General features: G+C 60.8%; 21 protein-coding genes and 1 pseudogene. 11 read left to right on the top strand and 11 right to left on the bottom strand.

Annotation, left to right across the window (positions count from 1 at the left end):
- The first annotated feature begins 79 nt into the window (after positions 1-79).
- Genes eda through NW860_RS03150 form a run of 3 tightly spaced genes read left to right on the top strand, consistent with a single transcriptional unit; the run spans position 80 to position 1,727 of the window.
- Positions 80-712, top strand: a complete 633-nt coding sequence (gene eda / locus NW860_RS03160; RefSeq protein ID WP_414411365.1) for a bifunctional 4-hydroxy-2-oxoglutarate aldolase/2-dehydro-3-deoxy-phosphogluconate aldolase — start codon at positions 80-82, stop codon at positions 710-712.
- Between the two features lie 42 nt (positions 713-754).
- Positions 755-1,246, top strand: coding sequence for an rRNA maturation RNase YbeY (gene ybeY, locus NW860_RS03155; protein ID WP_414512340.1), 492 nt, complete (start codon positions 755-757; stop codon positions 1,244-1,246).
- A gap of 37 nt (positions 1,247-1,283) precedes the next feature.
- Positions 1,284-1,727, top strand: coding sequence for a diacylglycerol kinase family protein (locus tag NW860_RS03150; protein ID WP_414394048.1), 444 nt, complete (start codon positions 1,284-1,286; stop codon positions 1,725-1,727).
- Here the strand turns inward: NW860_RS03150 and NW860_RS03145 are convergent.
- The 3 genes from NW860_RS03145 to purB form a co-directional block, all read right to left on the bottom strand.
- On the bottom strand, positions 1,724-3,091 hold the full coding sequence (locus NW860_RS03145; RefSeq protein WP_414512337.1) for an FAD-binding oxidoreductase: 1,368 nt from the start codon (positions 3,089-3,091) through the stop codon (positions 1,724-1,726). The two genes, NW860_RS03150 and NW860_RS03145, sit on opposite strands and share 4 nt — an antisense overlap.
- Before the next feature lie 86 nt (positions 3,092-3,177).
- On the bottom strand, positions 3,178-4,158 hold the full coding sequence (locus tag NW860_RS03140) for an aspartate carbamoyltransferase catalytic subunit (RefSeq protein ID WP_414394051.1): 981 nt from the start codon (positions 4,156-4,158) through the stop codon (positions 3,178-3,180).
- 9 nt (positions 4,159-4,167) lie between these two features.
- Entirely contained in the window at positions 4,168-5,463 is a 1,296-nt protein-coding gene (gene purB / locus NW860_RS03135; protein ID WP_414394053.1) for an adenylosuccinate lyase, read from the bottom strand.
- Between the two features lie 148 nt (positions 5,464-5,611).
- On the opposite strand from purB, the gene NW860_RS03130 reads away from it, so the two are divergent.
- The 3 genes from NW860_RS03130 to NW860_RS03120 all read left to right on the top strand — a co-directional run bounded on the left by NW860_RS03130 (position 5,612) and on the right by NW860_RS03120 (position 6,753).
- Positions 5,612-6,193: a Uma2 family endonuclease gene (locus tag NW860_RS03130; protein WP_414512335.1), complete on the top strand. Its 582-nt coding sequence runs from the start codon at positions 5,612-5,614 to the stop codon at positions 6,191-6,193.
- An 81-nt stretch (positions 6,194-6,274) separates the two neighbouring features.
- Positions 6,275-6,619, top strand: a complete 345-nt coding sequence (locus NW860_RS03125; RefSeq protein WP_414512333.1) for a tetratricopeptide repeat protein — start codon at positions 6,275-6,277, stop codon at positions 6,617-6,619.
- An 11-nt stretch (positions 6,620-6,630) separates the two neighbouring features.
- Positions 6,631-6,753 (top strand): hypothetical protein, encoded by a 123-nt coding sequence (locus NW860_RS03120; protein WP_414512331.1) that lies wholly within the window; start codon positions 6,631-6,633, stop codon positions 6,751-6,753.
- Between the two features lie 14 nt (positions 6,754-6,767).
- Here NW860_RS03120 and lipB read toward each other — a convergent pair whose 3' ends face one another.
- Entirely contained in the window at positions 6,768-7,484 is a 717-nt protein-coding gene (lipB, locus tag NW860_RS03115; protein WP_414425063.1) for a lipoyl(octanoyl) transferase LipB, read from the bottom strand.
- Positions 7,485-7,563: 79 nt separating this feature from the next.
- Complete coding sequence (gene trxA, locus NW860_RS03110) at positions 7,564-7,896, bottom strand: thioredoxin (protein ID WP_414394061.1); 333 nt, start codon at positions 7,894-7,896, stop codon at positions 7,564-7,566.
- A gap of 189 nt (positions 7,897-8,085) precedes the next feature.
- Between trxA and NW860_RS03105 the strand changes: the two genes are divergently transcribed.
- Positions 8,086-9,342, top strand: coding sequence for a hypothetical protein (locus NW860_RS03105; protein WP_414512329.1), 1,257 nt, complete (start codon positions 8,086-8,088; stop codon positions 9,340-9,342).
- On the opposite strand, the gene NW860_RS03100 is transcribed toward NW860_RS03105, so the two are convergent.
- The 4 genes and pseudogenes from NW860_RS03100 to NW860_RS03085 form a co-directional block, all read right to left on the bottom strand.
- The gene (locus NW860_RS03100; protein ID WP_414512327.1) at positions 9,317-11,035 is read right to left on the bottom strand and encodes a SulP family inorganic anion transporter; all 1,719 of its coding nucleotides are present in this window, start codon (positions 11,033-11,035) and stop codon (positions 9,317-9,319) included. The genes NW860_RS03105 and NW860_RS03100 overlap by 26 nt on opposite strands.
- 59 nt (positions 11,036-11,094) lie before the next feature.
- Positions 11,095-11,676, bottom strand: a complete 582-nt coding sequence (locus tag NW860_RS03095; protein ID WP_414394067.1) for a rhodanese-like domain-containing protein — start codon at positions 11,674-11,676, stop codon at positions 11,095-11,097.
- A 19-nt stretch (positions 11,677-11,695) separates the two neighbouring features.
- Positions 11,696-12,143, bottom strand: a pseudogene (locus tag NW860_RS03090) (DUF29 domain-containing protein).
- A 72-nt stretch (positions 12,144-12,215) separates the two neighbouring features.
- On the bottom strand, positions 12,216-12,932 hold the full coding sequence (locus NW860_RS03085; RefSeq protein ID WP_414394071.1) for an MBL fold metallo-hydrolase: 717 nt from the start codon (positions 12,930-12,932) through the stop codon (positions 12,216-12,218).
- A gap of 108 nt (positions 12,933-13,040) precedes the next feature.
- Here NW860_RS03085 and NW860_RS03080 point away from each other — a divergent pair, with 108 nt between their 5' ends.
- A complete protein-coding gene (locus NW860_RS03080; protein ID WP_414411357.1) occupies positions 13,041-13,448 on the top strand; it encodes an ArsR/SmtB family transcription factor in 408 nt (135 codons plus the stop codon).
- A gap of 47 nt (positions 13,449-13,495) precedes the next feature.
- On the opposite strand, the gene ilvD is transcribed toward NW860_RS03080, so the two are convergent.
- Positions 13,496-15,193 carry a dihydroxy-acid dehydratase gene (gene ilvD / locus NW860_RS03075; RefSeq protein ID WP_414512324.1) on the bottom strand — a complete coding sequence of 566 codons (1,698 nt, stop codon included), beginning with the start codon at positions 15,191-15,193 and terminating at the stop codon, positions 13,496-13,498.
- A 653-nt stretch (positions 15,194-15,846) separates the two neighbouring features.
- Between ilvD and fbp the strand changes: the two genes are divergently transcribed.
- The 3 genes from fbp (at position 15,847) to NW860_RS03060 (ending at position 19,475) form a co-directional block, all read left to right on the top strand.
- Positions 15,847-16,869, top strand: coding sequence for a class 1 fructose-bisphosphatase (gene fbp, locus NW860_RS03070; protein WP_414512360.1), 1,023 nt, complete (start codon positions 15,847-15,849; stop codon positions 16,867-16,869).
- Positions 16,870-16,906: 37 nt separating this feature from the next.
- On the top strand, positions 16,907-18,448 hold the full coding sequence (gene zwf, locus NW860_RS03065; protein WP_414512322.1) for a glucose-6-phosphate dehydrogenase: 1,542 nt from the start codon (positions 16,907-16,909) through the stop codon (positions 18,446-18,448).
- Positions 18,449-18,548: 100 nt separating this feature from the next.
- Entirely contained in the window at positions 18,549-19,475 is a 927-nt protein-coding gene (locus NW860_RS03060; RefSeq protein WP_414512320.1) for a tetratricopeptide repeat protein, read from the top strand.
- On the opposite strand, the gene dxs is transcribed toward NW860_RS03060, so the two are convergent.
- Positions 19,444-21,405: a 1-deoxy-D-xylulose-5-phosphate synthase gene (dxs, locus tag NW860_RS03055; RefSeq protein WP_414512319.1), complete on the bottom strand. Its 1,962-nt coding sequence runs from the start codon at positions 21,403-21,405 to the stop codon at positions 19,444-19,446. The genes NW860_RS03060 and dxs overlap by 32 nt on opposite strands.
- Between the last annotated feature and the right edge of the window lie 29 nt (positions 21,406-21,434).

Below are 21,434 nucleotides of genomic sequence, written 5' to 3'. Positions count from 1 at the left end.
GATGGCCTTCGAGAGTTCTGAACGCAGTTTCAGGAATGGGTCACAGCACCTCTGGCTACTTGACTTATGGCAGCAGCCCTTGATTGCCGTGATTCGCCTCTTGGCCAGCCACGCCCAAGCCCTGGCGGGGGCCACTCTGGCCATCCGAGCCGGGATCCGCCACATCGAAATCACCACGCAAGTTCCCCAGTATTTGCAGCTAGTTAGCCACCTGCGACAGGAGTACCCGCAGTGTTGGGTAGGGGTGGGCAGTGTCTTCAATCGGCAGATGGCAGAGCAAGCTTGGCAGGCAGGAGCCCAGTTCTGTGTTTGCCCCTTCACCGACGAGAACCTCATCCGCTGGGGCCAGGAGGTGGGGCTGCCCATCGTTGCCGGTGCGCTCACCCCCAGCGAGATCTGGAGAGCTTGGCAAGCAGGGGCAGCGGCAGTGAAGGTGTTTCCAGCAGAAAGCCTGGGAGGGCCCCGCTACTTGCGCCACCTCCAGCCAGTGCTGGGATCCCTGCCTTTGATCCCAACCGGCGGGGTTACCCTAGCCAATGCTGCGGAGTACTTGCGGGCAGGGGCCTGGGCCGTCGGCATTGCTGGGGATCTGTTCCCGGCGGAGTTGTTTAACGATAGCCAACAGAGGTTGGAAAATCGGCTACGGCAAGCGCTGGCGCAGCTTGTCGAACAGAGAAAGGCAGCCCCAGCTCCCAAGCCGAGCTTAACTTGAGCAAGCCAGTAGAATAGGGGGCATGGTGTGAGCGAGAGCTGCATGGAGGGGTTTCTGGATCTGTACCTGGAGCTGCAGGTCCCCAGCCCCATTGAGGAGGCCACTTGGCGACGTTGGTTTGAGGTTTGGTTGGGTAAGCTGGGGGTGACGGATCCCTGCGAACTCAGCCTCTGCCTTACTTCCGACGAACGCATTCGCCAGCTCAACCGCGAGTTTCGTCACATCGACGCCCCCACCGATGTGCTGGCCTTTGCCGCTGAGGAAATGGCTGCTCCTGTGGAGGTGCAGAAGCTAACAGGAGTGCGTCTACTGGGGGATATTGTGATTTCTGTGCCTACCGCCTGCGCCCAGGCCAAGGCGCAAGGACACTCACTATCCCACGAACTGGCCTGGCTGGCCAGTCACGGGCTGCTGCATCTTCTGGGGTGGGATCACCCCGATGAACTTTCCCTACAGCGCATGCTACAGCAACAGCAAAACCTGCTTGCTGCCATCCAAGAAGATTTGGAGGTGGCTCATGGCCGACAGCCCTAGTCGCTTTCCCTCGCCCCTGCGCTTGGCAGATGATTCTATGGCCCCGGTTGAGTCTCCAAGGGAGGATCCCTGGCGGCGCCCCCTTTCTTGGTGCGTGGCCACCAACCTGGGCAAGAGTTTTTACTATGCGGGCAGGGGCTTGCTGTACGCCGTTCGCACCCAGCGCAACTTTCGCATCCACCTCCTGGCAGCGGTGTTGGCCTTTGGCTTGGGCCTGGCCCTGCGGTTGAGCGCCGTGGAGATGGCCTTGATCAGCCTGACCAGTGGTCTGGTGATGGCTCTCGAGCTGGTGAATACTGCCCTAGAAGCAGTGGTGGATCTCACCTTGGGCAGTCGCTATCACCTGCTGGCAGAAGTTGCCAAAGACTGTGCTGCTGGGGCAGTGTTGGTGGCAGCGCTGGCTTCTGTGGCAGTGGCAGCTTGGCTGTTTCTCCCGCCCTTGCTGCTGCTATTGCCCCAGCATCTGCCTTCCCCCTTTTAAGCAGAGGCTCGGCCTTGCCAGGTGCGCGTCTTGCCCGGGTTGAGCAGCCCATAGGGATCCACCTCTTCTTTGAAACGGACCTGGCGCGGATCCATCACCTTGCGGCCTCCTTCTTCGAGGATGAAGGTGTGGGGGTTGGCGATGAACACTCCCTGGGCCTCGTGGTAGCGCATGATCTCGTTGAGCCGCTCTTCGGTGGTAAAGCGGACAATTTGGAGACCCACGGGGATGGCCTGTCCGCCAAGGCGAATCATTTCCAAGTGCATCAGCACTTCGTCGCCAAAGTACTCGTATAGATGCTGCACCAGCTTCAGCTCCCGGTCAGGCGGGAAAATCGACTGCAGATAGGTCAAATTGGGATCCACGCTGCGGCAGTGCAGAGTGGTGTGGTTCCAGGAGAATTCCCCCAGCGAGATCCCTTTGGCGGCCTCCTGGGCCGTTTTGTTGTAGACCACCTGGCCGCCATGCTCCCGGATGAGCTCTAGCAGCGGCTCCAGGCTGCATTCGGCCACCATCAACAGGGCTACCGCAGATCCCTCCGGCAAATAACCCCGTAGCGGCGCGAAATAGCTGGGGATCGGCCAAGCATGCAGGCTGATGAGTTTTTTTAGGATGCCATCGGCAGCGGCTAGAGCCTGGCCAAACCGGGCGCAGGGCATAAACCCCCCCTCAGGAGGGAAGGCTACAATCAGCTCTGCCCACGGGTAAGCCGGCGCCAGGGGGATCTCCACCTCGGTGATGATCCCGGTGAGGCCCCAGGCGTGGCTGACTTTGAACACGTCGTCTCCCCGCAGCTCCAGAGTCCGCGGCTCTTCCTCCACCGTCACCACCCGCAGTCCTAGAATGTTTCCTCGATCCAGCAGTTGGCCGTAGGTAACGGAGCCAATGCCGCCGCTGCCCCCGGCAATGAAGCCGCCGATGGTGGCTGTGCGGTAGGTGGAAGGAGCCATGCGGATCTCCCAACCCATCTCGCGGGTGTGTTTGTCAATTGCAGCCAGCTTGATCCCTGCCTGCACCCGCGCTAGCCCCGGCTTGGCCCAGATCACCTGATTGAGCTTGCTCATCTCTAGGATCACGCCGCCAGCTAGGGGAATGCACTGGCCGTAGTTGCCAGTGCCCGCGCCCCGTACGGTGAGAGGAAGCCGCCACTTGGCACAGGCTGCTGCCACTCGCTTGACCTCTTGTTCGTTTGCTGGGCGCACCACCACATCCCCTCGCTTGTCGCTCAACTGCCGGCTGAGCACAGGGCTGTAGTGGTAAAAGTCCAGGGACAACTTGGCCACTTCTGACGGATCAGTAATGGTTTCAATGTCGGCCAGCTCCGAGAGCAAGCCCTGCAGCTTTTCAGCGGCGACCATGGTCATAGGGATCCTCTCTAGGGGTAAGGTCTTGATCCCATCATTACCAACAAGGAGCCGCCAGCAAGCCAGACTAGCGGTAGAGCTGGGCTCTAGGCTGGGATCCGCCCGCCCCCCATCAGGTACAGCAGCGCCATGCGCACCGCCACGCCGTGGGCAACCTGCCGCTCGATGAGGTTGAGGTCGGGGTCCTCCATCACCTCAGAACTGAGTTCGACGCCGCGGTTAACCGGACCGGGGTGTAAGACCCTTACTTCTGGGTGGCACAGGCGCAGCCGCTGCCGGGTGAGGCCGAAAAGGTGGTGGTATTCCTGCAAGCTGGGGAGGAGGAATTCGCTCATCCGCTCTTGCTGCAAGCGCAGGGCAATGACAAAGCGGGCTCCTTCCAGGGCTGGCTCCAACTGCCAGTGCACTGGCAGGGTATGGCCGGGCACAAACTGAGCAAAGTCTTTCGGCAGCAGGGTAGGTGGGCCGGCCAGGTGGACGTCTGCGCCAGCAGCCACCAGGGCGTAGATGTTGGAGCGAGCCACCCGCGAGTGGAGGATGTCGCCGACAATGGCCACTTTCACCCCCTGGAGCAACTCGAGGCGAGGCCGCTGGGGATCCAGATGGCTACAGAGGGTAAACAAATCCAGCAGCCCTTGGGTGGGGTGTTCGTGCAGGCCGTCTCCCGCATTCAACACCCCCGTATGGGATCCGCGCCGGTCGATCTCGGCGGCCAACTGCTGCGGCACCCCGGCCTGGGCGTGGCGGACGATGAGCACGTCGGAGCCCATGGCCAAGAAGGTGCGAACTGTATCCAGAATGGTTTCCCCCTTGGCCAGGGAAGAAGTGCCGGGGGAAAAGTTGAGCACATCGGCTGACAGGCGCTTGGCCGCCAGCTCAAAGCTGCTGCGGGTGCGGGTGGAAGGCTCGAAAAACAGCGTCACTACCACCTTTCCCTGCAGGGTGGGCACCTTGGGCAGCCGCCGGGTCAACACTTCCTGAAAGCTGGCGGCGGTTTGCAAAACGATCTGGTATTCTTCCGGAGTAAAATCCGCCAGGCCCAAAACGTGCTGCCGCTGCCAAACCATAGGGGATCCTCAAATGCCTAGGCGGGCAAAGATCTCGTCTAGGTGGGTAAGGTGCCGCTGCGGGTCGAAGCAGGCCTGCAACTCCGCCTCGCTCAGGTGAGCCATCACCCGGGGATCTGCCAGCAAATTGGCGCGGAAATCCCCGCCAGGCTGGTTCCAGGCGCGGTGAGCATTCTCTTGGACAAGACGGTAGGCTTCCTCACGGCTCAAGCCCTTTTCCACTAAAGCCAAAAGCACCTGCTGGCTGAAGACAACACCGCCGTAGAGGGTGAGGTTGCGCTCCATGTTGGCAGGGTAAACCTGCAAGTGGCGCACTAGATCCGCCATGTTGACCAGCAAATAGTGGCAGAGAATGGAAGCATCGGGCAGGATTACCCGCTCCACCGAGCTGTGGGAGATGTCCCGCTCATGCCAGAGGGGGATGTTTTCCAGGGCCGAGAGGGCGTACCCCCTTAGCAGGCGGGCGATCCCTGTCAATTGTTCCGCTTTGATGGGGTTGCGCTTGTGAGGCATGGCGGAGGAGCCTTTTTGGCCGGGGGCAAAGTACTCTTCGGCCTCCAACACCTCCGTCCGCTGCAGGTGGCGGATCTCGGTGGCAAAGCGCTCCAGGGAAGACCCAATCAAGGCCAAAGTCTGCACATACTCAGCGTGGCGATCCCGCGAGATCACCTGGGTTGAGACCGTATCCGGCTTGAGGCCCAAGCGGGCGCAGGCCAACTGCTCCACCTGGGGGGGCACATTGGCGTAGGTGCCCACAGCCCCAGAGATCTTGCCCACCGCCACCACCTCCCGCAGGCGCGCCAGGCGCTCCTGGTGGCGTAGGCACTCGGCTAGCCAGCCGGCCAGCTTGAAGCCAAAGGTGATGGGTTCAGCATGGACGCCGTGAGTGCGGCCAATCATGAGGGTGTAGCGGTGTTGCCGAGCTTGCTCACGCAGCGCAGCGATGAGATCTGCTAGGCGAGCTTGCAGGAGCTCCACAGAGGCCACTAGCTGCAGGGCCAGGGCTGTATCCAACACATCCGAGCTGGTCAGGCCTAGGTGGATGTAACGTCCCGCCTCACCCACGTGCTCGTTGAGATTGGTCAAGAAGGCGATGACGTCGTGCTTCACTTCCGCCTCAATTTCCAAAACCCGTGCTGGGTCAAAGGCAGCTTTGGCTTTGATCTCCTGCAGGGCCTCTTGAGGGATCCGCCCCAGCTCCGCCTGGGCTTCACAAACGGCCAGTTCTACCTGCAGCCAGGTTTGGAGCTTGTGGGCGGTGGACCAGATCTGGCCCATTTCCGGCAGAGTGTAGCGCTCGATCAAGGTGCCTTTTCCGTCAGTACGATAGGATAAGCCAAGCTATTCTAGCGTTTGGCCTCCCCGCTTGAGTTATCCCCGCAGCTTTGACCTACGCTGCCGCCAGACTGTTTAAGAGCGGGAAATTGACCTAGAAGCAACAGGGAGTTTGCAGATGACCCTTGGAGCTGCGCTAACCCAGGAAGGAAGATCTTGGACAGCGGAAGCTTTCATGGCGTTGTCCAAAGAGGGGCATCGCTATGAAGTTGTTGATGGAAAGCCAATTGATATGGGAAGCGCAGGGGCACTCCATGGTTATGTTTGCAGTCTCCTATTGTCAGCTTTAACCTCCTACGTTTTGTCCAAGAAGCTGGGAGTCGTTTTAGATTCCAGCACTGCTTTTAAGATGAAGAGTGGCAATTGGCGCTCCCCTGACATTTCTTTTTTTGCCAAAGAACGCTTGCAGGGCATGACCGAACTGCCCATAGGATTTTTAGAGGGTGCCCCCGATCTGGCTGTTGAAGTGCTCTCTTCCGGCAATACAATCGAAGAAATTCATGACAAGCTGGTGGAGTACTTTGAAAATGGCAGCCGCCTGGTTTGGCTCGTCCACCCCATTGAGCACTACATCCTGGTGTATCGCAGCTCTGAAGAGCCCGATCGTCTCCTCAAATCGGTAGATCTTCTCGAGGGTGAAGAAGTCATTCCAGGATTTGCCCTACCCGTTTCTCATCTATTCCAGAAGCTTTCCTTTTAAGTCCAATTGAGGTTCAAGAGTTGCCCCTCTTGCCGACAGTTTATGCTGGAGTGGCTTGGGATCCTTAGCAGTGCAGAGCCAATGAAGCGTCGATTGGGAAGGGTGGCCCTGATCAGTTTCCTAACAGCATTCTTGGCTGCTGCCCCTGCTCTCTCTTGGCCAACTCCTGCTGAGAGCACTTCAGGCCCAAAAACGGCTTCTGAGTTCAACTGGCAGGGATCCCTCAAGTTGTTGCGGGGGGATCCGGTGGCAGCTTTGGCAGATCTGGATCGAGCAGTGCAGTTGGATCCCACCTATGCGCCAGCCTACGTGAACCGCAGCTACGTTTACAACTCCTTGCGCCAGCCCCAAGAAGCTCTGACCGATGCCGAGCGGGCCATCCAGTTGGATCCGGGGATCCCAGAAGCCTACTTCAGCCGTGGATAGCCCACCTGCAAATGGGGAAGCGAGAGGCCGCTATGGCCGACTTTCGCCAGGCGTTGGCTCTCTTTTCCAAAAGCGGCAACTTTGCCGATCAAACCATCATTCAGCAACTGCTGCGCCAATTGGGGGTGGAGTAAGCAACCGGCTAAGTTCAGCTTTCTTCCTTGCCCCCCAGCCACTCCTCTAGGGAAACTGCCTGGGCCTGCAGCCCGAAGACTTCACAAAAAGACTTCACCAGGACTGGGGCCACGGCAGCCATCGTCACCTCCGGACAAAACTGCACCAGGGATCCCACAGGTCGGTCAGGGATCCCACAGGGCACGATGGCCTCGAAGGCAGCTAGATCTGGACAAACGTTGAGGGCAAAGCCGTGGTAGGTGATCCAGCGGGAGACCTTGATGCCAATGGCGGCCACTTTGTGCCCTTCCACCCAAACCCCCGTTAGGCCAGGGATCCGCTCCCCCCTCAAGCCAAAGTAAGCCACAGTCTCGATGACCACCTGCTCCAGTTGGCGTAGGTACCAGTGGATATCCAGACAGTGGCGTTTGAGGTTGAGGATTGCATACCCCACCCACTGCCCTGGCCCGTGGTAGGTCACTTCGCCGCCCCGCTCCACCCGCAGGATTTCCGGCCCTCCAGTAGCAGGGGACTCTGGCTGAGTGTCCGGAGATCCTATCTGTCCAGGGAGGCTTTTGAGAAACTTGGGATCAGCCCCTGCCCCCAGGGTGTACACCGGCGGGTGGGTAAGCAACAGTAGCCCATCCGGTAGCTGGGGATTGCGGATCATCTGGGTCAGTCTGGTCCGTTGCCAAGCCCAGGCTTTGCGGTAGGGCACCTCTCCCGGCAGGTGGACGTGTAGAACTGGCACACCCAAATAGCCCTCAAGCCCTGGCAAAGACCTAGTGCCGCCCCCGCTGCCTATCCAGGAACTAGCCGTCGGCCGGGACCTAGCCTACCGACAGATTGACCTGCGCCCGCAACCGCTCCACCAAGGCGCGAGGCTGCAGCAGTCCCTCGATGCGGTCAACCGGCCTCCCGTCCTTGAACAAGATGAGGGTCGGCACGGCGTAGATCCCCCAGCGAGCGGCAATGTTGGGGTACTTGTCTATATCTACCTTCACGAAAGCAATGGCGTCCCCCACCTGGGGCTTCACCTGCTCCAACACCTGCGCCATTACCTGACAGGGACCACACCAGGTGGCGTAAAAATCCACCAGAATGGGAGTTTTGGATCCCTGGATCATGTCGTCAAAGCTTTTGAACCACTGTTTCTGGGCCATGGCAACCAAAGAATGCAACCTATTTGCAGTCTAAGTGTTTGAGATGGAAATGTGGGTAGAGATTCTGCTACAGCTTGCTTTCGGCTTGCCGGTAGGAGGGCTAGGGCTTGGCCGGTACCTGTAGTCTAGGGAGCGAACTTGAAGGAAGGGAGAGGCTTTAGCAGGGCTTAACGAAGGAGTGGGATCCCGATGGCAACAATCCGGACGGTGAGCCGAGGTGTGGTGGCCGGGGTACTGGGTGGGGTGCTCTTGAGCTTCTGGGGGATCGGGCGTTGGCTGTGGGATCCCTCGGCCTGGATCCAGGTGGCGGCTGGCCTGCTCTTGAGCGGGGGGACGTTGCTGTACTGGCTGAGAACCCGCCCCGCCGACTGCTTGGTGGTGGAGCCGCAGAGCTGGCGCCTCAACCGCCTCAGCCCCGACCGCTGGCTCATCCAGGCTGACTTCGTGGCCCGCAATCTCAACCCCCTTTTTGAGGTCACCTTGGCCCAGGTGGAGCCGCGACTGCATCTGCTCAGCACCAGCTCCGTCGAGGGGATCCATACCCAAATTCGCCTCCGCTCCCGTCACCCCGACTTGCCTCCTCGCCAAGACAACTACTGGCAGGCTTACATCATCACCCCCCAAAGCCAGACTGGCCTAGAAGTCGAGATTGAACTAGGGGGGGAAGGACTGGCAGATTTGCGCTCGGCCTGGCTAGAGCTGGACTACGTCCAGTACGGGCGGCAGCGGCGTACCCTCAAGACTAGCCACCTCATCTTGCCGCTGCAGGAAGTGGATCCCTTGGCGGAGCTGTGCTGGCAGCAGCAGGGGCCGGTGAGTTGGGCTGCCATTCCCACCCATCTGCTCACCCCCAGCGATGACTTAGCCGAGGTGCTGCGTCGCTACGTGGGCCCTCATATCCAGCCCGGCGATATTGTGGCCATCTCGGAAAGCGCGGCGGCCATTGTCCAGGGCCACTTTCGCCATCCCCTGCAGGTGCAGCCCGGCTGGCTGGCCCGCACCCTCTGCTACTTCTTCCCTTCCAAGACCAGTCTCTCAAGCTGCTATGGCATGCAGACGCTCATCGACTCCTCGGGGGCTTGGCGGGTGCTGGGGGCTTTTGTGGTGGGATCCCTAGCCAAATTGCTGGGGATCCCAGGGGTGTTCTATGCCCTAGCGGGGGAGCAGGCGGATCTCATCGACGATGTCACCGGCACCTTGCCCCCCTATGACCAGTTCATTGTCTTGGGACCACGGGATCCAGCCAAGCTGGTGGCCGAGCTCCACGCCCAGACCGGCTACGAGGTGGCCATTGTGGATGCCAACGACCTAGGCGAAGTCAACGTCTTGGCGGCCAGCCCAGGTGTGGAGCGGGGACTGGTTGAGCAGGCTCTGCGCAAGAACCCGGCGGGCAATGCGGCAGAGCAAACGCCGATTGTGCTCATCCGGAAGCGGCTGCCGGCATAGAGGTCACCTGGGACTTGAGAGCCTGCATCGCCTGGTGGGTGGACAAGAAGAAGCGCTCGGCGCCCACTTTCTCCACAAACCCCGCCATTTTGAGGCGATCCATCACCGGCCCCTTCACCTCGGCCAGGGCAAAGCCCACCCCCATTTGGCGCAGACGTTCCACCAACTGAGTCAGCACCTCCAAAGCGCTGCCGTCGATGAAGTTAATGGCGCTGGCCACCAGCAGCACCTGTTCCACTGCTGGCCGCGCTGCCACCTCTTGCAGCAGATACTCCTGCAGGTAGGCGGCGTTGGCAAAAAACAGGCTTTCATCCACCCGCACTGCCAGGATGCGCGGATCGGTAAGCACCTCATGGCGCAGCACGTTGCGGTAGTGCTCGGTGCCAGGCACCTGGCCGACAATGGCGATGTGGGGACGGCTGGCCCGCCAGAGGAAGAGGAGGATAGACACCAGCACTCCCAGCCCAATCCCCGGCTCCACCCCGATCCCCAGCACGCTGGCAAAGGTAACCAACCAAACCAAGGCATCGCCGCGGTCGTAGCGCCAGCTCTGCAGCAAGGGGTGAAAATCCACCAGTCCCAGCACTGCCACCAGCACAATAGCTGCTAGGGTCGTCTGGGGCAGGAAGGTAAACAGAGGCATCAGCCAGCTCACTGCCAGGGCTATCAGGGATCCCGTCACCACCGAAGCCAGGCCGCTGTTGGCCCCGGCCTGAAAGTTAACTACTGAGCGGCTGATCCCACCCGTTACCGGGTAGCCACCACTTGTGGCTGCGGCCAGGTTGGCCACCCCCAGGGCCACTAGATCCTGGTTGGGATCCACTTTCTGCCGCCGCTGGCTGGCCAGCGACTGACCTACCGCATAGCTTTCTGTAAAGCCCACCAAGCTAATGGCCAAGGCTGTGGGCAGCAAAGCTCGCCACTCTGGCCAGCTCAGCCAGGGGAAGGTCAGGGGGGGCAAACCCGCCGGAATGGATCCCACCACCGCCACTCCTGCTCTTTCCGAGAGGTTCAACCCCCACACCAGCAGCGTGGTCAGGAAGACGGCTCCCAGCGGCGCGCCCTTGGTGAGAAGTAGGCCCCAGAGGGGTGGGATCCCCCAGCGGCGCAGTTGAGCGGGGAGCTTCTGCTGGGCGTACACCAAGAGGGTGATGGCCAACAGCCCCAGCCCCAGAGTGACCCAGTTTACCCCCTCCAGGCTCTGCCAAAGCCGTTGCAGCATCAGCCAGAAGGACTCGGTGTTGGCGATCTTCACCCCCAACAGATGGCGGAGCTGGCTGAAGGCGATGATTAGGGCTGCGGCGCTGCCAAAGGCCGTTACCACCGAGCGGCTCAAGAAATTGGCCAAAAACCCCAGCCGCAGTAGCCCTACCCCTACCTGGATCAGGCCCGCTTCTAGAGCCAAGCCCAGCGCCAACCGGCCATACTCCGGGCTGCTCGGCTCAGCCAGCGGCTCCAAGCCCGATGCCACCAGCAAGGAGATGATGGCCACCGGCCCCACCGACAAAGCCCGGCTGGATCCTAGAAAGCCGTAGGCGATGACCGGCAGGATAGCGGTGTAGAGACCTGTCTGGGGAGGCAGCCCGGCCAGCAGCGCATAGGCCATGCTCTGGGGCACTAGGAGAAGGGCTGTAACCAGTCCGGCCATGAGATCCCCTGGCAGATCCTCTGGCCGATACCGAAGCCACCACAAGGAATCCCTGGTAAAGGGCAGGTAGCGCGCCAGGATTCTCTGGGGGGAAGGGATCCCGCTCATAGGGCCTGACCTCGGTTCCAGGGCATGCGGGCCAAAAGCAGCGCCAGACCACAGGTGTTGGTGATCCCGGCAAACACCAGCCCAGCTCCCACAAAGCCGCTCAACACCAGCCAGGCCGGATGGACAAAGGCTCCCAGCAAGGTTCCGGTGAGCACCAGGGATCCCGCCGCAATTTGCACCTGCCGCATTAGCGAAATGGGCGCGTTGCGGGTGCGGGTGGTGGGCAGCTTGGCAGCCTTCCAAGCCTCAATCCCGCCTTTTAGACTAAGCACCTCCGGCCAGCCGTGGTCTAGCAACTGACAGGCAGCGCGGATGGAGCGACTGCCCATGCGACACTGCAACACCACCGGTTTTTCCGGCGTCGAGGCCGGCACCCTGGCCGGGTCAAAGGTAGATAGAGGCATGTTGATCGCCCCTGGGATCCGCTCATCGGCATATTCTCCCGGCTCCCGCACGTCGATGAGCTGTACCCGCCCTTGATCCAGCCACTGCTTTAAGGTCAGGGCGTCGATCTCCTTGAGACGGGGATCCCGTTCCTGCTGAGCGGAAGGCGTAGGATTTTGTCGGGCTACAGTCATCGGTTTCCTCCTCGGGTAACTAACCTTCTTCCTCAAGCAACCTGCTGGGCTCGCCAGGGTAAAACTGGCTATCCAGGATTTGCTCGGGAGCGTAAGGACACGTCTTGGGAAAAGTCTTTCTGGGCAGCTTGGTCTCTTCCAGGGCTAGCTGGAGCGCCCTCAGGTAAGACTTGGCGATGGCCTCCGGCAAATAGGGCCTCAGGCTTGGGCTTTCCTCCAGCAGATCCAGAACTTCCTGCCGCTGCACCTGTAGGGTGAGAAGCCAGCTTACCGATCTAGCCTGCGGCTGATACTCCCATTTCAGGAGGTGCCCCACCAAAACCCCCAGCTGGTTGCGCAGCTCTTGCCGCTGTCTCCTCAATCAAATGGGGCAGGTCTAGCTTCTCCCAAGCCCGCTCCCGCAGAAATTGAGCTTGTTGCTGAGTCCAAGCATAGAAATCCTTCTCATAGAGACTTTCTGGATCCACTCTCAACCCTCCCCCTTCTGACCAGCCGGCTCAGAGAAGTCTAGCTAGCTCAGCAGGCTTTACAGCCTCCAACTAAACCGCTGCTGCCACTTGGCCGCACTGCTCGTTGGCGGGCAGGGCTTCCTGGATCTTTTTGGGCTGAGGCAGGTTGAGGCTATTCATCAAGGCGATGAAGCTCTCCCGCGAACGCAGCTTGCCCGTCTGTAGATCCACAAAGCGGGGGTTCCAGCGCTTCTCTTCGCCAATGGTGGAGACGGTGTGCCCACGGTAGTCGTGGCCGGGATAGACCAGCGTCTCGTCTGGCAGGGTAAACAGGTGCTGCGTAACGTGGTCGTACATCAGGCCAGGATCTCCACTTTGGAAATCCGTGCGCCCACAGCCGCGAATGAGCAAGGAGTCTCCGGTGAGAACGCGATCCCCATGGACGCGATAGCTCATGTGGCTGTCGGTGTGGCCCAGGGTGGCGATGGCCTCGATGGTGATGGATCCCACCTGCAGCGTTTCCCCGTGGCCAATGAAGCGGTCGGCACATTGGGCTTTGGCCTGGGCTGGCACCACCCCTCGGCAGCCGGTCAACTCGCGCAGCTTGCCCGTGCCGGTGATGTGGTCGGCGTGAACGTGGGTCTCGAGACAGTACTTCAACGTCAGACCCAGCTCTCGAATTAACTTCAAGTCCCGCTCCACCTGCTCCAACACGGGATCCACCAGCGCGGCCTCGCGGGTGTTTGGGTCTGCAACTAAGTAGGTGTAAGTGCTCGTCTCGGCGTCGAACAGTTGGCGAAATAGCATGTTACCCTTCTGTTTGTTGGCAAAGACCTGAACATAGCTTGGGCCTCCAGGAACACTATATAACCATTTAGTGTTAAAATCAAGTCAGCACAGCCCTCAAGACGGTCTATGGATGGGGACGAGCTCGCGAAAGGCGGCAAAGACGAGCGCCAGTTGACCCTGACGCCAGAAGTGCTGACCAGCGTGGCGGAGTACTTCAAGGTTTTGGCGGAGCCCAGCCGCCTGCAGATCCTGTGTCAGTTGCGCTCGGGGCCCAAGAACGTCACCCAAATCCTAGAGGCCACTGGCATGGGCCAGGCCAACGTTTCCAAACATCTCAAGATCCTGGCGCAGGCAGGGATCGTCAGCCGCGAGCCCAAGGGCGTGAGTGTCTACTACCAAATTGCAGATCCCGTCTGTTTTGAGCTGTGCGAGGTGGTGTGCAGGCAGTTGATCAAGCGGCTTAAGCAGCAAGCCCAGCAATGGGAGCCGCTGGCGGCCCTTCACTCCAGCAGGCTGAGCAGCGAGAGCTCTTGAGGGGGTAGTGCCAGGAGAAAGCCCAGCAGCCCGAACTCCCCTCTCGTCTAATCCCACAAGTTCAGATCGGTCACCGCCCCCAGGCTGCTGCTGGAGACCAGCTTGGCATACTTGGCCAGAATACCTCGTTTGTAGCGGGGCTCAGGCGGAACCCAGCGGGCGCGGCGGCTGGCCAGCTCCTCTTCGCTGACATGCAGGTGGAGGAGGCGAGCAGGGGCATCGATGGTGATCAAATCCCCTTCTTCCACAAGGGCAATGGGGCCGCCTACATAGGCCTCAGGAGCCACATGGCCCACCACCATGCCGTAGGTGCCGCCAGAGAAGCGGCCATCGGTAATCAACCCCACGCTATCTCCTAGACCAGCGCCGATGATGGCCGAAGTGGGGGAGAGCATCTCCCGCATGCCAGGGCCGCCCTTAGGGCCCTCGTAGCGGATCACCACTACGTCCCCTGGTCGAATCTGGCCGGCGAGGATAGCCTCCAGACAGGACTCTTCCGAGTTGAAGACCCGCGCTGGCCCCGTGATCTTCGGATTCTTGACGCCGCTGATCTTGGCCACTGCCCCTTCGGGCGCGAGGTTGCCCTTGAGGATGGCTATGTGCCCTTGGGGGTAAAGGGGGCTATGCCAGGGGCGAATCACCTCTTGATCTGGGCTGGGCTCGTCCGGCACGTCCCGCAGGACTTCGGCAATTGTTTGTCCAGAGATGGTGAGGCAGTCGCCGTGCAGCAAGCCGTGGTTGAGCAGGATCTTCATCACTTGCGGGATCCCGCCGGCCCGGTGCAGATCAGTGGTTACAAACCGGCCCGAGGGCTTGAGGTCACAGAGAACAGGCACGCGGGCGCGGATGGTCTCAAAGTCATCCAGCGTCAGGGGCACCTCTGCGGCGTGGGCAATGGCCAGGAAGTGGAGCACGGCGTTGGTGGATCCCCCTACGGCCATGATGACCGAAATGGCGTTCTCGATGCTCTGGCGGGTGATGATGTCCCGCGGCCGGATATTAGCTTTGATGGCCTCGGCCAAGACTTTGGCCGATTGAGCGGCACTTTCGGCTTTTTCTTCGTCTTCTGCGGCCATGGTGGAGGAATAGGGCAGGCTCATGCCCATAGCCTCAAAGGCGCTGGACATGGTGTTGGCCGTGTACATGCCGCCGCAGGATCCGGCACCGGGGCAGGCGTGGCGCTCGACTGCCAGCAGCTCTTCCTCAGAGATGCGGCCAGCACTGTACTCCCCTACCGCTTCAAAGGCGCTGACAATGGTGAGGTCGCGGCCATTGTAGTGGCCGGGCTTGATGGTGCCGCCATAGACAAAGATAGAGGGCACGTTGAGGCGGGCCATGGCGATCATCGCCCCCGGCATGTTCTTGTCGCAGCCGCCGATGGCCAAGAGGCCATCCATGCTCTGGCCGTTGACCACCGTCTCGATGGAATCGGCAATCACCTCCCGCGACACCAGGGAGTATTTCATCCCCTCAGTGCCCATGGAAATACCGTCGCTGATGGTGATGGTGCCGAAGACTTGAGGCATGCAGCCGGCCTCCCTTAGGGCAGCTTCGGCCCGCTCTGCCAGGGCTTGGATCCCGATGTTGCAGGGGGTAATGGTGCTGTGGGCGTTGGCGATGCCGACAATGGGCTTGCCGAAATCCTCATCGCGAAAGCCCACTGCCCTAAGCATGGCGCGGTTGGGGGAGCGCTGCACCCCTTGGGTGATAACCTGGCTGCGCAGTGGAGAAGGAGGGTTGGCCATCATGGAACAGAGCGGGACGACAAGCCCCCGCTGGGATACAAGTAGAACCCATCCTACCGCTCTGAAAGACTTATACAACGCTGGACAAAAGCGGACTTTTGCTCCAGGTTGACGCTTTCTTCCTGCTTCCACGACCCGTAGCTAGTGGCAGAGTCCACCCCTACCACCCCGCCAGAGGGATCTCCACAGGCGTCACTTCCCCGCGATCGCGATAGCGGGCCGTAGGCCTTGCTGCAGGTAGTTGCTCCTTGCCCCCATAAGGCACACCGGCTCATACGGAGCCAACTTTAGCCTAGGCAAAGTGCCTACCAGAAAAGATGTACTCGCAAGCCTACTAGCTCAGCCCATCTCCGTCAAGGCAGGAGGTTGGTCATGCCACAAAGTGGCTGATTGTCTAGTGAATCAAGGACTAGAGGAGAGCCCTGTTTTTGCCAGCCCAGCCGAAGCAAAAGCCCGGCAAGGCCAGCCAAATCTGAAGCAACTCTGTAAGTTCCCGGCACCTGCGCCGAGAATCGGCCAGCCTACCTAGTAGAAGGGATCCCAGCTTCCCACCTAGGTCAGCAAGACAGAGTCTTTGCTAGAAGCGAGGGATCCCTTGTTTCGGCGTTTCTTTGGGGAAGCCTCGTATGGTTCTCAGCTCTCCTCCCTCGGTCATGCCCAGCAGCGCCGAACGCGAGATAGCGCGGGATGTGCTCACCCTCTCCCGGCATGTCTTGCAGCAGTTTGGCAGCTTCACCGCCGAGGCCCAGGACTTCAGTGCTCTAATGAACCGCATTGCCCTGGCCGGCAAGATGATTGCCCGCCGCCTCAGCCAGGCAGGACTCATCGAGGGAGCGCTGGGCGTAACCGGCAACGTCAATGTCCAAGGGGAAGAACAGCAGCGGATGGACGAGTACGCCAACCGGGCCTTCATCCGCGCTTTGGAGCAGACAGGGCTAGTCTGTCGGCTGGTCTCAGAAGAGATGAAAACCCCGGCCCGCTTGCCGGAAAACTGCTCCCTCAGCCGCCTGGCGCTGCTTGTCGATCCCCTAGATGGCTCCTCCAATATCGAGGCCAACCTCAGCGTTGGCTCCATTTTCTCTGTCCTTCAGCCCCTGGAGGATCGCCCTGAGGCTGACCACCAAGATCTCCTCCAGCCGGGCCGCCGGCAACTGGCTGCTGGCTATATCCTCTACGGCCCCAGCACCCAACTGGTCTATTCCGTCGGCAAGGGGGTACATAGCTTTACGCTGGATCCCAGCTTGGGCGAGTTCATCCTCTCCCAAAGCGACATCCGCATTCCCGAACGTGGCTCCGTCTACAGCCTCAACGAGGGCTACTTCTGCCAGTGGAGCGAGGGGATCCAAAACTTCATCCGCTACGCCCATCGCCAAGGTAGCTATACCTCCCGCTACAGCGGCGCTCTGGTGGCTGACTTTCACCGCATCCTGTTGCAGGGAGGGGTGTATCTCTATCCCGGTACCCAGAAGAAACCCGAGGGCAAGCTGCGGCTGATGTACGAGGCCAACCCGCTGGCGTTTTTGGCCGAGCAGGCAGGAGGCGTGGCTACCACTGGCACCGAGGCCATCCTGGACATCGTGCCCCACTCTCTCCACCAACGGGTGCCCCTCATCATTGGCAGCCGCGAGAACGTGGAAGAGGTGCTGCGCTGTCTGGAAGGTTCTCTGCGGCCCTAGCTCCTCTCTCCCTATCCACCCAAGCTGAGCCGACTCTATGGTGGCCCTGGCGGAAAACCCCTTGCGCGTTGGCCTCAACCAAGAGCGCATTCCGGATCCTTGCATTCTGGTGCAGTTTGGCGCTTCCGGGGATCTGGCGGCCCGCAAGCTGATCCCGGCCTACTACCGGCTCTTTGTCCAGCGACGGCTGCCGCCGGAGTTTACCTTGGTGGGGGTGGCTCGCCGCGACTGGAGCCACGAGATCTATCGGGACAAGATGCGGGCAGCCCTGAAGGAATTTGCCTCCCAAGATCTGGGGCCAGAAGCCCTCTGGCAAGACTTTGCCAGCCGCCTGTTTTACTGTCGCTTGGATATTGGCGATGCCGAGGGCTACCTGCGCCTCAAGCAATTTCTCAGCCAACTGGACGAAGAGCGGGGCACCCGTGGCAACCGCGTGTTTTACCTGGCGGTGGCACCGGACTTCTATGCCCAGGCCCTCCAGCAGTTGGGGGCAGCGGGGATGCTGGCGGATCCAACCAGGACGCGGGTGGTGATTGAAAAGCCCTTCGGCCACGACCTCACCTCGGCCCAGGAGCTGAACCGCCTTGTGCAGCGCATCTGTCAGGAAGAGCAGGTCTACCGCATCGACCACTACCTGGGCAAAGAGACGGTGCAAAACCTGCTGGTCTTCCGCTTTGCCAACGCCATCTTTGAGCCTCTCTGGAACCGCAACTACATCGACCATGTGCAGATTACGGTGGCGGAAACGGTAGGGGTGGAGGATCGGGCCGGCTACTACGACGCTGCCGGCGCCCTGCGGGACATGGTGCAGAACCACCTAATGCAGATCTATTGCCTGACGGCCATGGAGCCGCCCGTCTCGTTGCGCGGCGATGGGGTGCGCAATGAAAAGACCAAAGTGCTGCAGGCCACCCGTCTGGCCGACACTCGCAACGTGGCAGCCGCAGCGGTGCGGGCCCAGTATGGCCCCGGCTGGATTAGCGGCAGGCCAGTGCCCGGCTATCGCCAAGAGCCCAATGTCAACCCCAACTCGCAGACCCCCACCTATGCCGCCCTGAAGCTGGAATGCGACACCTGGCGGTGGAAAGGGGTGCCCTTTTACCTGCGCACGGGCAAGCGCCTAGCCAAGAAGGTTTCCGAGGTGGCCATCTTCTTTAAGCAGGTGCCCCTATCCCTTTTTCCTTCGGCAACGCGAGAGGTGAGCCCCAACATCCTGGTGCTGCGCCTCCAGCCCAACGAGGGCATCTCCTTGCGTTTTGAGGCCAAGATGCCCGGGCCGGAGATCCGCACCCGCTCGGTGGAAATGGATTTTCGCTACGGGACAGCCTTTGGGTCGAGCGCGCCAGATGCCTACGAGCGCCTGCTGTTGGACTGCCTGCTGGGGGATCCCACCCTGTTTACCCGCGCCGACGAGGTGGAAGCTGCCTGGCGGGTGGTAACGCCCGTTTTGTCGGCCTGGGAGACGCCACCTGGCTATGATACCGCGCCGCCGCTGTACACCTATGAGGCCGGCACCTGGGGGCCCAAGGCTGCCGAAGACCTGCTGGCCCAGTCTGGGCGGCGGTGGCGACGTCTCTAGTTTCCTGCAGCAAAACCTGGCTCAGGTAGCGACTGGGGCTGATAAAGCGCCAAGGGGGCGAGAGCAGACATTTCAAACAGCGATTGCGGCTAACATGGGCATGGCCTGGTTTTGCGTGGGTATCATGCCGTCGCTGTCGTTCCGGTTTTGCCTAGCCTTGCCGGCGGGCCTTGCCCTTGTCTTGGGGATAGAGGGAGGGGATCCCGCGCGGGCTCAGGTCTTGCTCCATGTGCCCCTGCCCAATGGGGACTTGATGCAGGCCCAGGGGCTGCAACTAGCCACCAACGCGCTGCGGCTAGCCCAGTTTGGCCAGACCGAAGAGGCGTTGCGCCGCCTGCAACTGGCCGTGGCCATGGTGCCCACCTCTTCCGAGCTGCTCTACGCTTTGGGCAACGTCTATCTGGAGCTGGGGAACTCTGCCCAGGCCGTGCAGGTGCTGCAAAGGGCCCGCGCTCTGGCTCCCCAGGATGGGGATGTCCTCTACTCCCTGGGAGTGGCTTACTTGCGGCAGGGCAGCTACTTTGCCGCCGCCGAGGCCCTGGAACGGGCTGTTGCCTTGCAGCCGGATAACCCCAACGCTCGCTTTCAACTGGGCAATGCCTACCTCATGCTCGACCAATGGGATCCCGCCCGGCGGGAATATGAGAAAACCTTGGAGTTGGATCCCGCCTACTGGCCTGCTATGAACAACCTTGGCCTGGTGGACTACGAGCAAGGGGATCTGGAGGCGGCCATCGAGCGCTGGGAGCGCACCATCGAGATGAACGAGGCGGTGGCCGAGCCCTACCTGGCCCTGGCTACAGCCCTGTACGTTCGCGGCCAAACCCAGCGGGCGGAAGAACTGGGGGCCAAAGCCGTGCGCTTGGATCCCAGCTATGCCCGGCTAGAGGTGCTGCGGGAGAACCTGTGGCGGAATAACCTGCTGCGAGATGTGCAAGTTCTCCTGCGAACACGGGCAGTGGTAGAGGCCCTACAGCAGGCTGCTGTGGACCGGTTCAACCGCCAGATGGGTCTTGCAGGAGAGTAGCCCGGGATCCTGCGGCCACTGGCTTTTGCAGCTTCTCAAGCTTGGCTCGGATCCGCTCGGCAATACCGACACTGTTGAGGCCAAGGTCTGCAAGAGATTCTTCACGGGTAGCATGTTCTACCCAAATGTCTGGCACCCCCAGGCGCAAAAGAGGCACCCGGATATCGGCATCCAGGAGGGCTTCCCCCACTGCCGAGCCAAACCCGCCCATGAGGCAGCCTTCTTCCACCGTCACCACCAGGCGGCTTTGTTCGGCTAGGGGCAGGATTAGCTCTGTATCCAGGGGCTTGGCAAAGCGGGCATTGACTACCGTCGTGGAGATGCCGTGCTCTTTGAGGATCTCCGCGGCCTGCAAACTGGGATAGACCATCGACCCATAGGCCAGGACTAACACATCGCCGCCGCTGCGCAGCACCTCCGCCTTGCCAATGGGAATGGGCTCCCAGCCATCTTCCGCCAAGGGCACCCCAACGCCAGAGTCGCGCGGGTAGCGCATGGCAATGGGTCCTTGGGTGTACTGGATCCCGGTTACCACCATGCGCTGGAGTTCCGCTTCGTCTTTGGGGGCCATCAGCACCATCTCGGGGATGCAGCGCAGATAGGCGATGTCGTACATGCCTTGGTGGGTGGCGCCGTCAGGTCCAACCACGCCTGCCCGATCCAAGCAGAAAAAGACTGGCAGCTTTTGGAGGCAGACATCGTGGATAATCTGGTCGTAGGCCCGCTGCAGGAAGGTGGAGTAAATGGCCACCACCGGGCGCATCCCCTCACAGGCCATGCCAGCAGCCAAGGTGACCGCGTGCTGCTCCGCGATCCCCACATCCACAAACTGATCCGGCAGTTTTTCCTTGAGCTTGTCCAGGCCAGTGCCGGTGTCCATAGCTGCCGTGATGCCAATGATGCGGGGATCCCGCTCCGCCAGTTTGCAAAGGGTATGGCCGAAGACCTTGCTGTAGCTGGGGGGAGTGGGTTTGGTGGGGGGATAGGGTTTGCCGGTGGCCAGGTCGAAGCGGGATTGGGCGTGATAGCTTACCTGCTCAGCCTCTGCCGGTGGGTAGCCTTTGCCCTTGACGGTGGCCACATGCACCAGCACGGGCCCAGAGAGGCCATGGGCCAACTCAAAAGCATCCAACAACTCTGCCAGGTTGTGCCCGTCCACCGGTCCCACGTAGGTAAAGCCCAGCTCCTCGAAGATGATGCCGGCCTTGTTGTTCTGCACAGCAGTAACCAGCTTCACCGTCTCCTTCATGCGCTCAATTTCGGGGCTGAGACTGGAGCCAACTAGAGGTAGGTTCTTCAGTTGCTCCTCCAGGCTGTTGGACAAAAATTGCACTGGCGGGCTGAGGCGCAGGCGGTTTAAATAGCGCGGGATCGCCCCCACATTGGGGGAAATCGACATGCCGTTGTCGTTGAGAACCACCATCAGGTTGGTCTTGGGCAAATGGCCGGCGTGGTTGATGGCCTCATAGGCCATGCCCCCGGTCAGGGCGCCGTCCCCGATGATGGCCACCACCTTGAAGTTTTCCCCCCGCCGGTCGCGGGCAATGGCCATACCCAAGGCTGCCGAGATGCTGGTGGAGGCGTGGCCGGCCCCAAAGTGGTCGAAGCGGCTTTCGCTGCGCTTCAGGTAGCCGGAGATCCCCCCCTTTTGGCGAATGGTGTGGAAGTTGTGATACCTGCCGGTGAGCATTTTGTGGGCATAGGCTTGGTGCCCCACATCCCAAATAACCTTGTCGCGATCCAGGTCAAGGGTTTTGTAGAGCGCCAAGGTCAGCTCCACCACCCCCAACCCTGGCCCTAGGTGACAGCCGACGGGAGAGTTGGCAGCCGTTTGCAAGTGTTTTTCGCGGATCTGGCGAGCTAAGCTGCGCAACTGGCTGAGGCTTAGGTTGCGGAGCTGGTTGGGATGAGTGATTTCACTCAGGTGCATAGGGGATCTGTCCTTCCGGTGTGATCTCA

Source organism: Synechococcus sp. F70.1, assembly GCF_047502745.1.
Classification (GTDB): Bacteria; Cyanobacteriota; Cyanobacteriia; order Thermostichales; family Thermostichaceae; genus Thermostichus.
This window is presented reverse-complemented; position numbering and strand designations above follow the sequence as displayed.